This window comes from Priestia sp. D3YE.R1 (assembly GCF_049199565.1).
GTDB lineage: Bacteria > Bacillota > Bacilli > Bacillales > Bacillaceae_H > Priestia > Priestia aryabhattai.
Window position 1 is genome coordinate 245,680 of the sequence record NZ_JBLTHW010000001.1, and the last position, 18,723, is coordinate 264,402.

Below are 18,723 nucleotides of genomic sequence, written 5' to 3' on the forward strand. Positions count from 1 at the left end.
ATTAAAGTGAGGCAATGTATGTGAAAGCATGTATCATTAACGCGGCTACTTCTTCAAAACGTATAGCCGTGATAAACGATAAAGCACTAGAAAAAATATATTTAGAAGAACAAAGCGAGAATCAAATTATTGGTGATATATATTGGGGTAAAGTCGTAAAAGTGCTGCCGCATATGCAAGCAGCTTTTATCGATATCGGTTTATCAATGAACGGATTTATTCATCGAAATGAACTTGTATCTTATCAGCAGTCAGAGAATCCTCACAAAGATCAGCAGCCGATGTCTGCTTTTATTCGTGAAGGAGAAAAAGTACTAGTTCAAGTTGTAAAAGAAGGCATTGGGACAAAAGGGCCGAAGCTGACGGGTATTATTGAATTTTCTTCTGATGAGCTTGTATATTTACCGCACGGAAACTATGTCGCTGTATCCAAAAAAATAGATGAGCCAAAACGCCAAAAGTGGAAACAGCTTGGTGAGCGGTTAAAACAGGGGGGGGAAGGCTTTTTATTTCGAACAGCGATTGAGGAAAAATCAGAAGCTGCGGTCCAACATAAAATAAAAGAGCTACAGAAGAAATATGAGCGCCTTGAACGACAGACTCAGGGAATGAAAGCTCCTGTCCTAGTCAGCAAAGGACAAGATTTTCTCGAAACAAGAGTGCAAGCTGCACTTCAACAAGGAATTGATGGGATAGTAGTAGATGACTTCGACCTATATCAGCATCTTCAAACTACCTACCCTAACTCGTCAATAGAGTACTATAAAGGAAATGAAAATATTTTCTCTTTTTATGATGTGGAACGGCAAATAGAGAAGCTTTTAAAGCGAATCGTGTGGCTCAAAAGCGGAGGCTATATCGTGATTGACGAAACGGAAGCGATGACGGTCGTGGACGTGAACACTGGGAAGTTTTCAGGAAAAGATAATATTCGAAAGACAATGCTTCAAACAAATATGGAAGCTGCGTATGAACTGTCCAAACAGATGCAATTACGTCACTTAGGCGGCATGATCTTAATTGATTTTATAAATATGCCTCATAAAGAAGATCGGACAGAAGTAGAAAGGTATATGAAAAAGCTATGTGAACAAGATGAAGTGCGGACGAATGTAGTTGGCTTTACAGAGCTCGGCATATTGCAATTAACGCGTAAGAAAGTGCGCAATAGTATTGGATCAACATTAACTATGCCTTGTGAAGTATGTGAAGGAACCGGTAAAATGATTGATTCCAAAACGGCTGCTTTTCAAATTGAACGTGTAATTTGGGAACATCGCGGCGCGGAAGAAGAGGCTATTTGGATTGAGACGCGAAGTGATGTGATAAATGAAATGAAAGCTCAAGGATTTCTCAAAGCTTTAGAGAAAATGGTTAAAAAAACCGTATATCTTACGCCAAGCGATGATTATACAAACGCATTTGTTTTGCGTCAATTGGGGTCGAATGAGCAGATTCAAAAAAGGGTCTCTGCTTCTATATAAATTTTTAGAAGAAAAGATGAATTCCAATTGACACTAACCTTTGATTTGTAGTAAGATTTAATATGTTGGTTTGTAGCACCCGTGCTACAACCGCTCAGAACAGGTTTTAAGTTCACTTGAACACCTGTGATGGCGAGTCTTAGTTTTTAGAGGAGGTGCAGAGAATGTACGCAATTATTGAAACTGGTGGTAAGCAAATTAAAGTAGAGGCTGGTCAAGCAATCTACGTTGAAAAACTTGCTGGTGAACAAGGCGAAACAGTTACTTTTGACAAAGTATTATTTGTAGGTGGCGACAGCGTTAAAGTTGGTGTTCCTTTCGTAGAAGGTGCAACAGTTACGGCTAAAGTTGAAAAACAAGGTCGCGCTAAAAAGATCACTGTATTTAAATACAAAGCAAAGAAAAACTATCGTCGTAAGCAAGGTCACCGTCAACCTTACACAAAAGTTGTAATCGACGCTATCAACGCGTAATTATAACAAATGATTAAGGTGACGATTTCTCGTGATGCAAATAAGAAAGTTGACGGGTTCACGATGAGTGGACATGCTGACTTTTCCGAACACGGAAAAGATCTTGTTTGTGCGGGAGCATCTGCAGTTTCATTTGGAACAATTAATGCTATCTTTTCAATAAGTGGGGTTGAACCGCACTTAGAGCAAGGTGGAGATGGTGGCTATCTCCGTTGTGAGATTCCAAAAGATGTGGATTCGTTCACATTGGAACAGATTCAATTGCTATTAGAAGGTATGGTTGTTTCACTGAAAACGATCGAATTAGATTACAGTAATTATATAAAAATTAACGACAACTAAACAGGAGGTGGATGTCATGTTAGTAAGATTAGACCTTCAATTCTTCGCTTCTAAAAAAGGAGTAGGTAGTACTAAAAACGGTCGTGATTCAATCTCGAAACGTCTTGGTGCTAAACGTGCTGATGGCCAATTCGTATCTGGTGGTTCAATTTTATACCGTCAACGCGGTACTAAAATTTACCCAGGTGCAAACGTAGGTCGTGGTGGAGATGATACTTTATTCGCTCAAATCGACGGTATCGTTAAATTTGAACGTTTCGGTCGTGACCGTAAAAAAGTATCTGTATACCCTGTTGCTCAAGAAGCATAAGATACAAAAAGAAAACTCTAACCCAAGTAGGTTAGAGTTTTCTTTTTGTAGAATATTTCACCTATTACCCATTGGAATTTGTTATAATCGAACATATCTAAGAAGATTGATACGAGATGTTTGTCAGCGTTGTGAAATACTTATGCTCGAGTCAAAGTTAGGAGTGCTAAGATGGAAAAAGAATGGGATGTCGTAGAGGTATTAAGATACGCGCGGCATGATTGGTTAAATAAGCTGCAATTAATCAAAGGCAATCTAGCGTTGAATCGGCTTGATCGAGCGAATGAAATCATTGAAGAAATTGTAAATGAATCCAAACATGAATCCAAGTTAACAAACATCAATATGCGACTGTTTGCGGGCTTTGTTATGACCTATCATTGGAATAACCATGCTGTTCGCTTAGATGTGGAAGTGCTTGGAGAATTGAAGGATTTATCACAATACGATGAGTTCGTATACAACTGGTGTTGCTATTTGACAGAAGCACTCGAAAAGTATGTTGATTATCATGCAGAAAATTATTTGAGTATTTCAGTATGCATTGAAGAACAGGGAATTCGTTTCTTTTTTGACTTTAGTGGAATACTAACAGATATACAGAAGCTACAAAACAAGCTACAATGTTATGAGTGCGCTCAAGGAGTTGCATTGGTTGAACAGCATATGTCTGAAGATGAATTTAGCCTTATGCTTACAATAAGTTAACAGCGCTTTTGCTATGGCAGGAGCTAAGATATAGAACGGAGTGGAAAAGAAATGTTTGTAGATCAGGTCAAGGTATATGTAAAAGGTGGCGACGGAGGAAATGGAATGGTTGCCTTCCGTCGCGAAAAGTACGTACCAAAAGGAGGCCCTGCAGGTGGTGACGGTGGTCACGGTGCAGATGTCATTTTTGAAGTAGAAGAAGGATTACGTACGCTGATGGATTTCCGCTATAAGCGTCACTTTAAAGCAAGCCGCGGTGAACATGGAATGTCAAAAGGACAGCACGGACGTAACGCTGAGCCGATGATTGTAAAAGTTCCACCAGGTACCGTTGTGTTAGATGAAGATACGAACGAAACGATTGCTGATTTAGTTGAACACGGCCAGCGCGCAGTGATTGCAAAAGGTGGACGCGGAGGGCGTGGGAATACGCGTTTTGCTACACCTGCAAATCCAGCACCGGAGCTTTCAGAAAATGGAGAGCCGGGTAAAGAGAGAAATGTCATTCTTGAATTAAAAGTATTAGCCGATGTAGGATTAGTTGGTTTCCCAAGTGTTGGAAAGTCAACGTTATTATCCGTAACGTCTGCTGCAAAGCCAAAAATTGCTGAATATCATTTTACAACAATTAATCCGAATTTAGGAGTAGTTGAAACAGAAGATAATCGCAGTTTTGTGATGGCAGATTTACCAGGGCTAATCGAAGGCGCACATGAAGGTGTAGGATTAGGTCACCAGTTTTTACGTCACATTGAACGTACCCGCGTTATTGTCCATGTAATCGATATGTCAGGTTTAGAAGGCCGTGATCCATATGAGGACTACTTAACCATTAATGAAGAGCTGCGTCAGTATAATATGCGTTTAACGGAACGTCCGCAAGTAGTGGTAGCAAATAAAATGGATATCCCGCAAGCCGAAGAGAATCTAGCTGCATTCAAAGAAAAAGTAGGGGACGAAGTGAAAGTCTTTCCAATTTCTGCGGCAACGCGTGATGGAATCCGCGAACTGTTATTTACAGTAGCTGATCTTGTAGAAACTACGCCGGAATTCCCAATGCAAGAAGAGGAAGATCTATCTATGCACCGCGTACTGTACAAGCATGAAAAGAAAGAAGTGGAATTTGTTATTACGCGTGATAGCGATGGCTCGTACGTATTAAGCGGTGAAAAAATCGAAAAATTATTCAAGATGACTGATTTCTCACGTGAAGAATCAGTTCGTCGATTTGCGCGCCAGCTTCGAGGCATGGGCGTCGATGAAGCCCTTCGTGAACGAGGAGCAAAAGATGGCGATATTGTAAAGCTATTTGAATATGAATTTGAATTTATTGACTAATTGTTGTTCATAGGATAAGGGGAGGGGCTTTACTTGCATAAGAGCGATAAGCAGTTTTATTTAGTTCGCGAAGATGTATTACCGGAAGCGATGAAAAAAACATTGGATGCGAAGCTGTTAATTGAACGGGGAAAAGCTGAGTCGGTAGCAGATGCTGTACAAGCCGTAGACTTGAGTCGCAGTGCTTTTTATAAGTACCGCGACACGGTCTTTCCGTTTCAGACGGTTGTCAAACAGCGCATTATTTCACTATTTTTTCATATTGAAGATCGATCAGGAACTTTATCACATTTATTGAGCACCGTTGCATCATCGGGATGCAATGTGTTAACGATTCACCAAACCATCCCTTTACAAGGGCGTGCCAACGTAACTCTTTCATTAGATACAGCAAGCATGAATGTTGAATTAAATGAAATGCTGCGAAGATTGAAAAGCTTAGAGTTTGTAGATAAAGTGGACGTGCTTGGTTCAGGGGCATAATGGTAAACAGATATAGATAAGGAGAGGCATGATTGTGGGGAAAGTAGGATATTTAGGACCAAAGGCAACATTTACACATGTAGCCGTCCAAGGCGTATTTAAACAGCACGACCATATTCCATACAAAACAATTCCAGCATGCATTGATGCAGTGGATAACGGAGAAATTGAGTATGGAATTGTACCGTTAGAAAATGCACTTGAAGGATCTGTAAATTTAACACTTGATTATCTTATTCATGAACGTCGTCTGCCGATTGTTGGAGAAATCGTGCTTCCAATTCGTCAGCATTTAATGGTTCATCCATCTCGTGCAGAACAGTGGAAAAACATTGAAACGATTTATTCTCATCCTCATGCAATTGCACAGTGTCATAAATTTTTACACGGAGAATGTACGTCAACTGCAGTAGAAGAGATGACATCAACGGCGTTTGCTGCTAAGTATGTAAGCGAACACCCTGAGCTTAATATTGGAGCTATTGCAAATGGATTAGCAGCCCATGAATATGGATTACATATTGCCTGCCCGAACATTCATGATTATGATCATAATACAACAAGATTTGTTATTTTGCATAAAGACGGAGCACAAGAGGTGCCATTTTTAGCTGGAAACGGGTGCAAGACAACGTTAATGATTACACTTCCATCTGATCAGGCAGGAGCGCTTCATCAAGTGCTTTCAGCTTTCTCCTGGCGTAAGCTAAATCTGTCTAAAATTGAATCCCGTCCTATGAAAACAGGGCTTGGAAACTATTTCTTTATCGTTGATATTGAACAAAAAATGGATGAAGTATTAATCCCTGGGGCTATGGCTGAACTTGAGGCACTAGGCTGTAGCGTAGAGCTTTTAGGAAGCTATCCCCACACACTGCTTGAAACAGAAATCCCGCTTTAAAGCGGGATTTTTTTGTTACAACATCTTTTTATTCATTCGAAACTAAATAGCCTTCCACTTCAAGAGCTAAGCAGGCAGCATTCAGTTTTTCAATTGTATCTGCTTCAATCGTATGAAGGTGAATTCCATCTGTTAGCTGAGATAAATAAGTTGCGTTTGTTTCTTGAATTTTTTTTATGAACGTTTCTACTTCTTTTCGGGTTTGAATCATAACGGAAGCCGTTAATTCACCATACACAGGGTGTTCAACGGTTACATCTTTTATGAGAACGCCGTGGTCAACAAGCAGGAGAAGCTCCTTTTCAGCATCTTCTGGCGTATGCTGACAGGCAATAATTCGCTGATGCACGGTAGTTTGAGATGGATTTTGAATATAAAGATACCCTTGGCTTGTTGCGATAATGGGCTCATTTTTAGCTTTAAGCAGCGAAATATCTTGTACAATGACTTGGCGGCTAACGTTCGTTCTTTTCGAAAGCTCACTGCCTGTCATTGGTTTATTCTCTGTTTTTAACCATTGGAGAATAAGTTCTCTTCTTTCTTCTCCAAGAATTTTCTTTTGAGTTCCTGGCACCTTTCATCCCTCCTTTTACACTGTCATAAATTCTTGCTGTAATAAATGAAAAACGGATATGAGTCGATCAATATGCTTAAACGTTGAATGTTGACTAAATGAAATACGTACAAAGTTCTTAGCATTCGCATTCGATTTGCCAATCGCAAGTAAAGAAGCTAATGGTTCCTGCTGATTTACATGGCAGGCACTTCCCGTAGATATAGCAATTCCGTGACGATTACATTGTAACATAACATATTGACCCTGTATGTTTGAAAACGTCAGTCCAATAATTCCAGGAAAATGAGAGTTCCCAAGGCCTTCTACTTCTATAAAAGGAGCAAGAGACTCTAGGTTTTCCAGTAAGTACGATTTTAAGCGCTCATAATGGTTCCGGGCGGTCGTCATTTCTGCATATGCGCATTCAGCTGCTGCAGTAAAGGAAGCAATGCCCGTTGTATTTACAGTCCCAGGGCGAAAGCCTTTTTCATGAGTTGCTTTATGATAAATAGGCTTCCAAGAAGAACTTGAATTCATGTATACCATTCCTACACCTTTTGGTCCGTAAATTTTATGACTAGAAACTGAGATACTATCAGCTTTCAGCTTTTTAACATCAATAGGAAGCTTCCCGAAAGATTGAACACAATCACAGTGAAAAAGAATTTCTTTTTTAGATAGAAAATGGCCAATATCCTCAACTGGCTGAATTGTACCGAGCTCATGATTGATATGCTGAATGGCTACTAGCACAGTGTCAGGTCGAATAGTCTTCTTTAAGTCGTCTACAGACACAACGCCGTTTTGATCTACAGGTACGTAAGATAGGGAAAAGCCTTCTTTTTCAAGCTGCTGCAACGTATGAAGAACTGAAGAATGTTCAAGCTTCGTTGTAACTAAATGTTTTCGTTCACTAGTGTTTCCTTTTAAAAGAGAGTGAATAGCTAAGTAATTAGCTTCTGTTCCTCCGCTTGTAAAAAAAAGATCATCCTCTCCGCAATTTACTAACAGACTTAATTTTTTTCTGCATAGTGTAAGCAAATTCTCTGCTTGTGTTCCAAGCGTGTGAAGACTGCTGGAATTTCCATAATAACTTGTTGCCGCTTCAGTATATACCTCAATTGCTTCTTGTCTCATTGGCGTTGTTGCTGCATAGTCCAGATAAATCATTTTCTCCCTCCGATAAAAAAACTTCTTGTCTTTCATTTAATAATATGTAAATATAGGTGTCAAGACACATGTAAATAAAGAGGTGTAAAATGTTAGAGACGGATGTTTTAATTATTGGAAGCGGATTAGCAGCGTTTTCTGCAGCTTATGAACTGTGTCGTCATAACAGAGTTGTCATGGTAACGAAAGGGAAAATTGACCGCAATAACTCAGTTCTTGCTCAAGGCGGAGTAGCAGCTGCTATTGGAAGCAGCGATCACTGGAGTGAACATCTCTATGATACGTTGGTTGCGGGCAATAAGCATTGCAATGAACAAGCGGTACGCACTTTAGTGGAAGAAGGTGCGGCTGTAGTAAATGAATTGATTCATAAAGGAATGAAGTTTGATAAAAACCCAGATGGTACGCTGCATTTTGGAAAAGAAGGAGCCCATCGTGTCAATCGTATTCTGCATGCAGGTGGGGATGCAACAGGACAAGCGCTGTTCGCTTTTTTGAAAAAAGAAGTACTGCCATATATTACAGTAATTGAAAACGAAATGATTCAGCATTTAGTAACTGTAGATGGCACGTGCAGAGGCGCTATCGGACAAGGTGAAAACAACAAAATTACTATATATCATGCTCGCCAAACCGTTATTGCTACCGGAGGAATCGGCGCTTTGTACAAGCATACATCTAACCAGCCGCTCGCGACAGGAGATGGGCTAGCGCTTGCGTACAGGGCTGGAGCAAAATTAGCGGACTTAGAATTTATTCAGTTTCATCCGACGCTTTTGTATCAAAAGGAAGCGAAAGGCCTAGTATCCGAAGCGGTTCGAGGTGAAGGTGGCGTACTGGTAAATGAATGGGATGAACGCATAATGGAAGGCGTTCATCGCTTTAAGGATTTAGCACCGCGAGATGTTGTAGCAAGGACGATTTTTAATGAAATGAAAAAAGGAAGATCCGTGTTTTTAGACATTGAAAAAGTGGCTCATTTCCAACAAAAATTTCCTACGATTACGGAACTATGTCGAAAGTATAAAATTCAACTGGACAAAAAACGAATACCTGTTACTCCCGGCGCACATTTTTTAATGGGTGGAATTGAAGTAGATGCTTACGGACAAACAAGTATTGAAGGATTATATGCCGTGGGGGAAGTTTCTTCTACAGGCGTTCATGGAGCAAATCGTCTAGCAAGCAATTCATTGTTAGAGTGTCTTGTATTTGGAAAACGGACAGGGCGTCATATTTTACATAAAGCGAGAACGGTATCTCGTTATACTCCCGTTCGTTACGTTTATAAAGGCATGCCTAAAATCCTGCCTGCCACAAGACAAATTCAGCATAAAATGATGGATTGTGTAGGAATCATTCGTCATGAAAACGAATTGGCTACTATTGTGCATGAATTCACAAATTATTTGGATGGAATACCTCTTGATCAAGAAGTTATATATTCGAGGGAAGCTGCAACCACCTGCAATATGCTAACGGCAGGTCTGCTTATTGCCGAGTCCTCTCTTGCAAGAAAAGAAAGTAGAGGAGGTCATTACCGAAGTGACTTTCCGCATGAAAAGCAAGAATGGGAGCATAGGCGAATTATTAAGCAGTCTGCTACTTCAACAAAACAATCATTGATTTTATAAGCAAGGAAATCTAAAAAGAAAGGTGAGGTAGCACAATGAATACGTTGAAATTACAAACACTATTGCAGTCTTTTTTTATAGAAGACATTGGAGATGGAGATATAACCTGTGAAGCTATTTTTTCTTCGTCTGACCAAGGGAAGGCTGTGTTCACGGCAAAGCAATCAGGTATTATCGCAGGAGTGGAATTGATTAAAGAAGGATTTCATTTAATAGACCCTAATGTGAAAGTGAATTTCGAAAAAAAAGATGGAGATGTTCTTAAGCCTGGAGATAAAATAGCTACCGTTTCAGGATCCGTGCGATCTATTTTGACCGGTGAACGGGTAATTTTAAACTTACTTCAAAGAATGAGTGGCATTGCCACGATGACGCACAAAGCCGTAGCGCTGCTTGGCAGCTCACATACGCGCATATGTGACACGCGAAAAACAACGCCTGGTCTGCGAATGTTAGAGAAGTATGCCGTTCGTGCTGGAGGAGGTTATAATCATCGTTTTGGATTGTACGATGGCGTCATGTTAAAAGATAACCATATTGCACATGCAGGATCTATCCTAGACGCTGTTGTGAGAGTAAGAGAGCAGCTTGGACATATGGTTAAGGTGGAAGTAGAAATTGAAAACAAAAGTCAACTGCTAGAAGCAATAGAGGCAGGAGCAGATGTCATTATGTTCGATAACTGTTCTCCAGAAGTCATTAAAGATTGGATACCGCTGGTTCCCGCTCATATTGTCACAGAAGCATCCGGTGGAATTACGCTTGGCACGCTCTATTCTTTTAGAGACAGCGGAGTGGACTATATTTCACTTGGAGCTTTAACACATTCAGCAGGGTCTATCGATATCAGCTTGGACTTATTAACAGAAAGGGGAACAGAAAATGATGAGTTTATTACAAACGCTTCAGCAGCAAACGCTGCCCGCTAAATATACGGAGCTCACAGAAAATGAAATGAAAAGAAGAGTACTAGAAATCAAGAAAAACCTCGGAAGCAAATTGTTTCTGCTCGGCCACCATTATCAAAAAGACGAAGTGTACGAGTTTGCAGATGCGGTAGGAGACTCCTTACAGCTGGCCCAAATAGCAGCTGAAAATAGAGAAGCTGAGCATATTGTGTTTTGCGGCGTTCACTTCATGGCAGAAACAGCTGATATTTTAACAGATGAAAATCAAAAAGTCATTTTACCTGATATGCGAGCTGGCTGTTCAATGGCTGATATGGCTACTATTCAGCAAACAGAAAAGGCATGGCCTGTCTTACAGGATCTTTTCGGAGATACGATTATTCCGCTTACGTATGTGAATTCTACAGCTGCAATTAAATCTTTTGTAGGCGAACATGATGGTGCAACAGTAACATCTTCAAATGCAAAAAATATGGTGGAGTGGGCATTTTCTAAAAAAGAGCGCATTCTCTTTTTACCAGATCAGCATTTGGGCAGAAACACAGCTTATGATTTAGGTGTTGGACTAGATGAAATGGCCATTTGGAATCCTATTGAAGAAATGCTTGAATATGAAGGCGATATAAACAATATCAAGGTGATTCTATGGAAAGGTCACTGTTCTGTGCACGAAAATTTCACGGTTAAAAATATTGATTATTTGCGCGAGAAGCAGCCTGAGATGAATATTATTGTTCATCCGGAGTGTTCCCATGAAGTGGTGCAAAAATCAGATTATGCAGGTTCTACAAAATATATTATTGATACAATTGAAAAAGCTCCTTCAGGCTCTAAATGGGCCATTGGCACGGAAATGAACTTAGTGAAACGGATTATCAACAGTCATCCGGATAAAGAAATTGTTTCGCTTAATCCCTATATGTGTCCTTGTTTGACGATGAACCGAATTGATTTGCCTCACTTGCTGTGGGCTTTAGAAAGCATCGAAGAAGGAAAAGAAGTAAATCAAATCAAGGTGGATAAACATACAGCAGAAGGCGCTATCAAAGCCCTAACGAATATGTTAGAACGCGCATAAAGATTTTTAAGACAATTAAACAAAGAAGGTCTAAAAGAAGACTTATTGACATATTGTTTGTGTTGATAAGTCTTTTTTTCTTTATCATAAAAACTTGAACCAAACTGTGGGCAAAATGAATAAAAAAATGGTTCAAGGCATATCTTGTGATGAACAAACAGAACTTACTTTGATTTTGCACATATAGATGGCAGAGACTCTACTCGGGAGGGGAATGACGTTGAAAATCCATATCGTTCAAAAAGGGGATACCCTTTGGAAAATCGCTGAAAAGTATGGGGTTAATTTTGAAGAGTTAAAAAAAGCGAATTCTCAATTAAGCAATCCAGACATGATCATGCCTGGAATGAAAATTAAAGTGCCAACAAGCGGAGTGCCTGTTCAAAAAGAAGGAGCTCCTTCACCTGGGATAAAAGAAATGCCTAAAGTTCAACACCCTTATAGTGATCAATCCACAAAAGCTTATCCAGTAACGGAAATTGATGAAAGTCCAGATGAGAAAAAGTCAGCTAATCAGCCTGCTCAGACACCGTTTATGCAACCGATAAAAGAAGCGCCGATCGCACAGCCTAAAAAAGAAGCACCAATTGCTCAACCGAAAAAGGAAGCGCCGATTGCGCAGCCAAAGAAAGAAGCGCCGGTCGCACAGCCAAAGAAAGAAGCACCAATCGTTCAGCCTAAAAAAGAAATGCCAGTTGCGCCAAAGCTTCCTAAATTAAAGCCAATTGCACCTGAGATTGATATTAACAATTATTACACCGTTAATATGGCGATGCAGGCTCCAAAAAAAGAAGCACCAAAAGAACTACCCAAGCATGAATCGCCAGAAAGTCCTGAGATGGAGAGTATAGAAATGCCTCCTCAAATGCCATGTTACCCAATCATGCCAATATCGCCTGTGATGCCAGGCTGCGGATTTAATTATATGCCGTGTCATCCGCCAATGTATGCACCGCAGCCATATCCAATGCCAATGTATCAACAGGCTCCAATGTATCATCACGGTTATGAAAACGAATCGTTTGAAGAACATGCAATGGGCGCTCACATGGCACCGATGCCAATGTATCCAATGATGCCACACAGCTGCTATGGACCGGTACAATGTTCTCCTTGTCCGCCTCCATGGGGATATCAGCAGCCCGTTTATCCGGCTTATCATCAAGCACCGATGTATCCACAAGTGCAAGGAGCTATGACAGGTGGCCATTATGAAAGTTCTTCCGAAGGGTTTGGAAACGCGCCTTACCATTATGGGCAGCACTATGCACCACAGCAGCAAGGAGACTGCGGCTGCGGTGAACCAAGACCTGACGACTATGCACCACAGCAGCCTTATCCACAGTACCAGCAGCAGGTACCTTATGGCTTTCAGGATCCAAGGGCACCCTATCCAGCCCCATATGGCATGATTGGTGTACCTCCGTATCCTGCGTTTGACCCAAATGCATTTAGTATTCCAGAATATGATGAGTACGACGAAGATGAAGATTGATTATTATACACGAGACGATTTTAATTTAAATCGTCTCTTTCTCTATTTGAAAAAAAGAGATATTCACGTTGAGACCTACCGTATGAAAAAGCCTCATGTCATCATAGCGGATACGAATAGAGGAAAAAAAGTAATAAAAGCCTACAGAGACAAAGGTAAAATTGAACATGTTTATCATTTTTTATCTCAGATTCAACAAGGGTACGCTGTTAATTTCGAAGCTTACCCAGAAGGTGAACTTTATATAAAGGACCGTCATTTGTATTGGGCGATGATGCCTTTTGTTAAGCAAGTAAAAGAGGTAACGTATGAAAGTTTTCAGGATCGGGAAGAAGTATTACAAGCATTGATCCGCTATCATGGAGAAGTTCATAAAAAGAAAATAGCTGCATATACAAAGCTTTCTGAGTATGATCTTATTTTAAAATGGAAAAAGCGGCTTTCCTCTTTTCGAGAAGCATCACATATATTTAGGGAATTTAATCAATTTCATGTATATAAAGACATTGTGACTTGGGGAGAAAAAGCTTTAGTCTTAATGGAGCGTTTCAAAGATAGTGGGTTGAACTGTTCCATTATTCATGGTGACGTTGCTTCACATAATTTCTTGAAAACAAACCACTTGGGTATTGTTATGATTGATTTTGACTTATCGGCTAAAGCTCCGGCTCTGTATGACTATGTTCAGCTGGCCCAGCGCTTTTTGCCTTACGTTCAGTGGTCGATGAAAGAACTACTTCAACACTCGAAAATAAAAGAATTAAGCAAGCAGCGTTTTTTTCTTGCTTCCTTGCTATTTCCATCGATGCTGATGAGAAACTGGAATATCAACGCTTCTGCTTTATCATGGGCAAATCGTCAAAGGTTAATGCAGCAATCAGTTGAAGAGTGGTCACAGCGTACACAGTTTTATCGAGTGATTTACCAGCACTTACAAAACCTACATGACATGTAAAGAGTTTATAAACACTTCATCGAATAAGAAACGGCTTGTCTTTTAATCCTAATAGTAAGCTCATAGTAAATAGAGCTTAAATTAGGGGGCGATTATGTTGAATAGGTATGTAGCAACTTCTTTAGCTTTTGCATGTATGATGGGACTTGGCGCTTGCAATAACAAAGACCAAGGTATGGAACAGCGCTATACAGATACGACACAGCCTGTTGGGTATCATACAAATGAAAAAGCAAATGAACATCGCGTAGATAATCCGAAAGGTCCAATGACTGAAGTTTTAGATGGGAATGGAACACCTAATTATCCGTTAAACGTAAGTGATGGACGTTTTGACAATCCGACAAACCCTTATGGAAACATCAATAATACAAATGATCGTACAAATGGCGTTGCTAATATGTATTATGGTGAAGATTATCCAAGAGACTTTACGGAAAAAGTGGCTGATCGGGCTGCAAGCGTTAAAGGTGTAGAAAATAGTCGCGCCGTTGTCCGTGGAGATCAGCTATTAGTTGCTGTGGATCCTGCCAAAGACGTAAATAACGGCCGTTTAAAACAAAATGTGCTCGATAAAGTAAAACCTATTGCGAAGGACTACAATGTTCAAGTAAAAGTAGATCATGATGTATTTATGAATGCTCGTTCTCTTGATGACGATATTCGAAATGGAAAAGACCGAAATACGATTCAAACTAATTTCAATGGTCTATTTGAATCAGTCGATGAGAATGTCAATCATAAACATCGTTAAATGAAGAAGCAGCTGTCTGTGAAGGACGGCTGTTTTTTGATGAGAATACATATAAAAAAGCTGCCATTGAAGCCAGGCAGCTATTCCTCGAACATGTAACTATTAATTTTTCTTGTTAGAAGCAGATTTGTTTGTTATTTTAGATTCCGCTTCTTCATTTTGAGCGTTAGTTTCGTTTTGTTTGAGGCGACCTTCTCTTTTTTTCGTATCTGCTGGTGCCGTAGCGACACTCTTTGTATTTTTTACATTTTTTGCAGAAGAGCTTGTCTTATTAGCTTGTGTGTTTGGCTTCTCGTTGTTAGTTGTCTGACTATTTTCGTATTCAGCTTCCACGTCGCTTGCTAGAGCTGCAGAAACTTGAGCGTAAGTATGGTCTGTATAGTTCATCATATTTTCGTATACTTCAGGGCTCGCGAGTCCATCAGGTTCTACGCTCGCTTCTTCTTTCTTAATCGTTTCAGTCCATTCTTTTGTTTCTTGAATAAGTTTTTTTCCTATAATTACTTCTTCAACAATAACTGGTCTTTTGGTTATTTCTACTCGTTCTTCCATGATTGGAACACGAATAATTTCATCTTCTGTAAGTGGCCCAGCGTTATAGTCTCCGTCAATTACAGGGCGGCGTTCAATATAAAACTCTTCTCTCGTAACAGGAACGTGTACAGTTCTTTCTTCCTCTATTACTTTTTTGTGGAGTTTTACTTCACCGACTTGAACGCGTTCTTTTAAGACATCTAATTTTTCTTCACGTAATTGGACGGCTCTATGCTCGTTGTGTTCCGTATACGTTCCGTACGCTGGAGTTTGTTCAGAGCTTACGGCATCTATCAAAATTAGAATTTTACCAGCAGCTACATCTGTCTCGCACTGCACGGCTGAGAAGTCCGGTATGCCCATGCGGATTAATTTTGATTTCAAGCCGCTTCCTTGTTTGAGCCCCATGCCGCCTGTCATCATAGTAAAAAAGTTATCCATCATGACGCCAGCTAATGAACTTACGGCAGGTGAACCAGCTTCAATAATTACATTTGTATCATGACCTATTTGAAATGTATTGCTTTTACTGTTAGAGATAACCATAATGTCTGTTTCTCGATAACCTTGACGCTTTAAATTGTGGATAACATCTAAAGCTTCTTTCTCTGAAAAAAAAGTTCCGACTACACGTTTATTCATTCTCATTACTTCAGCTCCCTTTTTTATGAAAATAGATAATAGAAGTCCTTACAATTACTTCCACTATGTACATACCCTGCGAAAATTTAATTAAAACGTTCAAGAGAAAATTTTACAAATAGTGTGTGAATGTAACAAATACTCCATGTTTTCTTACCATAATATCGAGAAAGGGATTTGCTTTATAAAATAAGAGGATAAAAGAAAATAAGTAGGTCAAACTATTAGTGTAGATTTTCACAAAACCTTTTTAGATAATACTAAAAAGAGTATGATTAACGTGTGAGGTGAAGGTGAGTGAAGAAAGTCATTCATCAAGCAGCTTTTTTAATGCTAGTAAGTATTGTGCTTTGTATAATGCCATACCGTGCAGATGCGAATGAAAAGGAGCCGATGACATTATTTCTTGAGCGCGTGTATGTGGATGGAGTCGTAAGTCAAGAGATGATCAAAAGCCCTTCTATGACGAAAAAACAATTAATGGAAAAATATAAAAATTGGCGACTGCTTAAAGAAACGGATCAAGAGCTAGTTTTTAGAACAAGCATAGACGATATTTCACCTATTTTAAAAGAGAACGGCTACGTAGGGCTTTCTGTTAACGGTATTCTCTCAGCATTTGAAGGCAAACCAGCTTCGTCGCAGCACATTATACAGTCGTTTTTTCAAATTGACATCAAAAGGCTTGAAAGCTATCAGCATGAACAATTAAAGAAAGGTATTCGCGTTCAATCAAAAGATGAATATCTTTCCCTCATTAATTTCTATAAAATCTATCAGCTCCAGCAGCGGCCGCTTTCAATCAAGCAGCCGTTTTTTAGTATGGTAAAATAATTATTGAATGCAACATTCTAAATTGCTTCTATTTGCTTTTGGCGATATGTTAAAATGGTATTCAACAGTCTAGTATTGTATATAACTTAAAAGGTCATTCATCAATAAAAGTGGGCGGTTCTATTTTTTACAGCTATTGTAAAAGTCGGTTGACAAAGATGAAAAGAGGCAAACGTTCTCTTGAAAGTCTTTTTTAAAAGCAACTTTAAAGGAAAATAGAGAACGATGCGGGCAGGATTCTTCGTAGGCAAAGTTGAAGGTCAATGCCCGCGCGTACGTGATTAAGGAGAGAGCTTATTGTTTGATTATATCAAAGGCACTGTTACATATATAAATCCTGAGTATGTAGTAATTGAAAACAACGGGATAGGCTATCAAGTCTTTACGCCGAATCCATATGTATTTTCAATTGATGAACAGCCAAAGACGGTTTACACCTACCAATATGTAAGAGAAGACGTAATTGCCCTTTACGGGTTTGCTTCGCGAGAACAAAAGGATTTATTTATGAAGTTAATTAGCGTGTCAGGAATCGGCCCAAAAGGCGGTTTAGCTATTTTAGCGTCAGGTAATCCAGCGCAGGTTGTCCAAGCTGTGGAGGAGGAAGACGAGAAGTTTTTAGTTAAGTTTCCAGGAGTAGGTAAAAAAACAGCTCGACAGATGATTCTAGATTTAAAAGGAAAGCTGCATGATATTGTACCAGATGCCGTTCCTTCTTTATTTGCAGATCTGGACGCACAAGAAGTCAAATCTCAAAGTTCAGAAGCACTCGATGAAGCGATTGAAGCACTTAAAGTATTAGGTTATGCAGAAAGAGAAATCAAAAAAATTGTTCCGGCTTTAATGAAGGAAACGATGACAACAGATCAGTATATTAAAGAAGCGCTAAAACGATTATTGAAACAATAAGTAAGGGAGGAGTAAAATGGACGATCGTATTGTAACGGGAGATGTTCTTGGTGAAGAAGAAATCATCGAGCAAAGTTTACGACCGCAAACCTTACAGCAGTATATTGGTCAGCATAAAGTGAAATCTCATCTTGACATTTTTATTAAAGCTGCCAAAATGCGAAGCGAAACGTTAGATCACGTGCTCTTATATGGTCCTCCAGGATTAGGTAAAACAACCCTTGCCACTATTATCGCTAATGAAATGGGCGTGCAAATCCGTACGACCTCGGGGCCAGCCATTGAGCGTCCAGGCGACTTAGCCGCGGTTTTAACCAGCTTAGAGCCTGGAGATGTGCTTTTTATTGATGAAATTCATCGATTAAATCGTTCGGTTGAAGAAGTACTATACCCAGCAATGGAAGATTTCTGTTTGGATATTGTGATTGGAAAAGGGCCGAGTGCACGTTCTGTCCGTCTTGATTTGCCTCCGTTTACGCTAGTAGGTGCAACGACAAGAGCAGGGCTTTTATCTTCTCCTTTGCGTGATCGCTTCGGCGTTTTAAGCCGTTTAGAATATTATCAAGAAGAAGATCTTGCTTCGATAGTAGAAAGAACAGCAGCTATTTTAGATGTAGAGATTGATCAGAAAGCTACGTTTGAGATGGCTAGGCGTGCTAGGGGAACCCCGCGTATTGCGAATCGCTTGCTTCGAAGAGTCAGAGATTTTGCTCAGGTCAAAGGAGACGGAGCCATAACCGAAAGGCTTGCCACTGAAGCATTAGAAATGTTGCAGGTGGACCGTTTAGGTCTTGATCATATTGACCATAAATTATTAAGAGGGATTATCGAAAAATTTAGAGGCGGACCTGTAGGGTTAGACACAATATCGGCTACTATTGGTGAAGAGTCTCACACAATTGAAGACGTATATGAGCCGTATCTATTGCAAATCGGCTTTTTGCAGCGAACGCCGCGAGGACGAATTGTGACGCCTTTGGTTTATGATCATTTTCAGCTGGAGGTGCCTGATCAGTGAATGATATGCCTAAGATGCTTATCACATTAGGGGGCATTTTAGTCGTCATTGGGCTGGTATGGCAGTTCGTTGGCAAGCTTCCTGGCGATATTTTTATTAAAAAAGGAAATACAACCTTTTATTTCCCGATTGTGACATGTATTCTAGTAAGCGTTGTGTTATCACTTATTTTTTATGTAATTGGCAGATTTAAATAA

At 39.8% G+C, this 18,723-nt stretch carries 21 protein-coding genes and 1 other annotated feature; of the genes, 18 read left to right on the forward strand and 3 right to left on the reverse strand.

Annotation, left to right across the window (positions count from 1 at the left end; genetic code table 11):
- Positions 1-14: 14 nt before the first annotated feature.
- The 8 genes from ACOZIR_RS01235 to pheA all read left to right on the forward strand — a co-directional run bounded on the left by ACOZIR_RS01235 (position 15) and on the right by pheA (position 6,039).
- A complete protein-coding gene (locus tag ACOZIR_RS01235) occupies positions 15-1,484 on the forward strand; it encodes an Rne/Rng family ribonuclease (protein WP_310878305.1) in 1,470 nt (489 codons plus the stop codon).
- A gap of 78 nt (positions 1,485-1,562) precedes the next feature.
- Positions 1,563-1,634 (forward strand) — a sequence feature (ribosomal protein L21 leader region).
- 14 nt (positions 1,635-1,648) lie between these two features.
- Positions 1,649-1,957, forward strand: a complete 309-nt coding sequence (gene rplU, locus ACOZIR_RS01240; protein WP_013059337.1) for a 50S ribosomal protein L21 — start codon at positions 1,649-1,651, stop codon at positions 1,955-1,957.
- A 9-nt stretch (positions 1,958-1,966) separates the two neighbouring features.
- Positions 1,967-2,299, forward strand: a complete 333-nt coding sequence (locus tag ACOZIR_RS01245) for a ribosomal-processing cysteine protease Prp (RefSeq protein WP_013059336.1) — start codon at positions 1,967-1,969, stop codon at positions 2,297-2,299.
- 16 nt (positions 2,300-2,315) lie between these two features.
- Positions 2,316-2,609, forward strand: a complete 294-nt coding sequence (gene rpmA, locus ACOZIR_RS01250) for a 50S ribosomal protein L27 (RefSeq protein WP_013059335.1) — start codon at positions 2,316-2,318, stop codon at positions 2,607-2,609.
- A 171-nt stretch (positions 2,610-2,780) separates the two neighbouring features.
- Positions 2,781-3,317: a Spo0B C-terminal domain-containing protein gene (locus ACOZIR_RS01255; RefSeq protein WP_013085118.1), complete on the forward strand. Its 537-nt coding sequence runs from the start codon at positions 2,781-2,783 to the stop codon at positions 3,315-3,317.
- Between the two features lie 51 nt (positions 3,318-3,368).
- A complete protein-coding gene (obgE, locus tag ACOZIR_RS01260; protein ID WP_045292154.1) occupies positions 3,369-4,655 on the forward strand; it encodes a GTPase ObgE in 1,287 nt (428 codons plus the stop codon).
- Positions 4,656-4,688: 33 nt separating this feature from the next.
- Positions 4,689-5,138 (forward strand): ACT domain-containing protein, encoded by a 450-nt coding sequence (locus ACOZIR_RS01265; protein WP_013059332.1) that lies wholly within the window; start codon positions 4,689-4,691, stop codon positions 5,136-5,138.
- 28 nt (positions 5,139-5,166) lie between these two features.
- Entirely contained in the window at positions 5,167-6,039 is an 873-nt protein-coding gene (pheA, locus tag ACOZIR_RS01270; RefSeq protein WP_028410569.1) for a prephenate dehydratase, read from the forward strand.
- A gap of 28 nt (positions 6,040-6,067) precedes the next feature.
- Here pheA and ACOZIR_RS01275 read toward each other — a convergent pair whose 3' ends face one another.
- Both ACOZIR_RS01275 and ACOZIR_RS01280 read right to left on the reverse strand, forming a co-directional pair.
- On the reverse strand, positions 6,068-6,613 hold the full coding sequence (locus ACOZIR_RS01275; protein WP_045292152.1) for a transcription repressor NadR: 546 nt from the start codon (positions 6,611-6,613) through the stop codon (positions 6,068-6,070).
- A 15-nt stretch (positions 6,614-6,628) separates the two neighbouring features.
- Entirely contained in the window at positions 6,629-7,765 is a 1,137-nt protein-coding gene (locus tag ACOZIR_RS01280) for an IscS subfamily cysteine desulfurase (protein WP_045292150.1), read from the reverse strand.
- Positions 7,766-7,854: 89 nt separating this feature from the next.
- Between ACOZIR_RS01280 and nadB the strand changes: the two genes are divergently transcribed.
- The 6 genes from nadB to ACOZIR_RS01310 all read left to right on the forward strand — a co-directional run bounded on the left by nadB (position 7,855) and on the right by ACOZIR_RS01310 (position 14,589).
- A complete protein-coding gene (gene nadB, locus ACOZIR_RS01285; RefSeq protein WP_045292148.1) occupies positions 7,855-9,399 on the forward strand; it encodes an L-aspartate oxidase in 1,545 nt (514 codons plus the stop codon).
- Positions 9,400-9,434: 35 nt separating this feature from the next.
- The gene (gene nadC / locus ACOZIR_RS01290) at positions 9,435-10,328 is read left to right on the forward strand and encodes a carboxylating nicotinate-nucleotide diphosphorylase (protein ID WP_421535495.1); all 894 of its coding nucleotides are present in this window, start codon (positions 9,435-9,437) and stop codon (positions 10,326-10,328) included.
- Complete coding sequence (nadA, locus tag ACOZIR_RS01295; RefSeq protein ID WP_328120209.1) at positions 10,285-11,385, forward strand: quinolinate synthase NadA; 1,101 nt, start codon at positions 10,285-10,287, stop codon at positions 11,383-11,385. Before nadC ends, nadA begins: the two co-directional genes overlap by 44 nt.
- A 214-nt stretch (positions 11,386-11,599) precedes the next feature.
- Complete coding sequence (gene safA, locus ACOZIR_RS01300) at positions 11,600-12,880, forward strand: SafA/ExsA family spore coat assembly protein (protein WP_033579657.1); 1,281 nt, start codon at positions 11,600-11,602, stop codon at positions 12,878-12,880.
- Positions 12,870-13,835, forward strand: coding sequence for a phosphotransferase (locus ACOZIR_RS01305; protein WP_328120113.1), 966 nt, complete (start codon positions 12,870-12,872; stop codon positions 13,833-13,835). Before safA ends, ACOZIR_RS01305 begins: the two co-directional genes overlap by 11 nt.
- A gap of 94 nt (positions 13,836-13,929) precedes the next feature.
- Entirely contained in the window at positions 13,930-14,589 is a 660-nt protein-coding gene (locus tag ACOZIR_RS01310) for a YhcN/YlaJ family sporulation lipoprotein (protein WP_045292144.1), read from the forward strand.
- Between the two features lie 102 nt (positions 14,590-14,691).
- On the opposite strand, the gene ACOZIR_RS01315 is transcribed toward ACOZIR_RS01310, so the two are convergent.
- The gene (locus ACOZIR_RS01315) at positions 14,692-15,771 is read right to left on the reverse strand and encodes a YsnF/AvaK domain-containing protein (protein WP_045292142.1); all 1,080 of its coding nucleotides are present in this window, start codon (positions 15,769-15,771) and stop codon (positions 14,692-14,694) included.
- Positions 15,772-16,062: 291 nt separating this feature from the next.
- Between ACOZIR_RS01315 and ACOZIR_RS01320 the strand changes: the two genes are divergently transcribed.
- The 4 genes from ACOZIR_RS01320 (at position 16,063) to ACOZIR_RS01335 (ending at position 18,723) form a co-directional block, all read left to right on the forward strand.
- The gene (locus tag ACOZIR_RS01320) at positions 16,063-16,599 is read left to right on the forward strand and encodes a BofC C-terminal domain-containing protein (RefSeq protein WP_052942386.1); all 537 of its coding nucleotides are present in this window, start codon (positions 16,063-16,065) and stop codon (positions 16,597-16,599) included.
- A gap of 297 nt (positions 16,600-16,896) precedes the next feature.
- Entirely contained in the window at positions 16,897-17,508 is a 612-nt protein-coding gene (gene ruvA / locus ACOZIR_RS01325) for a Holliday junction branch migration protein RuvA (RefSeq protein WP_013059321.1), read from the forward strand.
- Between the two features lie 16 nt (positions 17,509-17,524).
- Positions 17,525-18,526 carry a Holliday junction branch migration DNA helicase RuvB gene (ruvB, locus tag ACOZIR_RS01330; RefSeq protein WP_045292139.1) on the forward strand — a complete coding sequence of 334 codons (1,002 nt, stop codon included), beginning with the start codon at positions 17,525-17,527 and terminating at the stop codon, positions 18,524-18,526.
- On the forward strand, positions 18,523-18,723 hold the full coding sequence (locus ACOZIR_RS01335) for a DUF2905 domain-containing protein (RefSeq protein ID WP_045292137.1): 201 nt from the start codon (positions 18,523-18,525) through the stop codon (positions 18,721-18,723). Before ruvB ends, ACOZIR_RS01335 begins: the two co-directional genes overlap by 4 nt.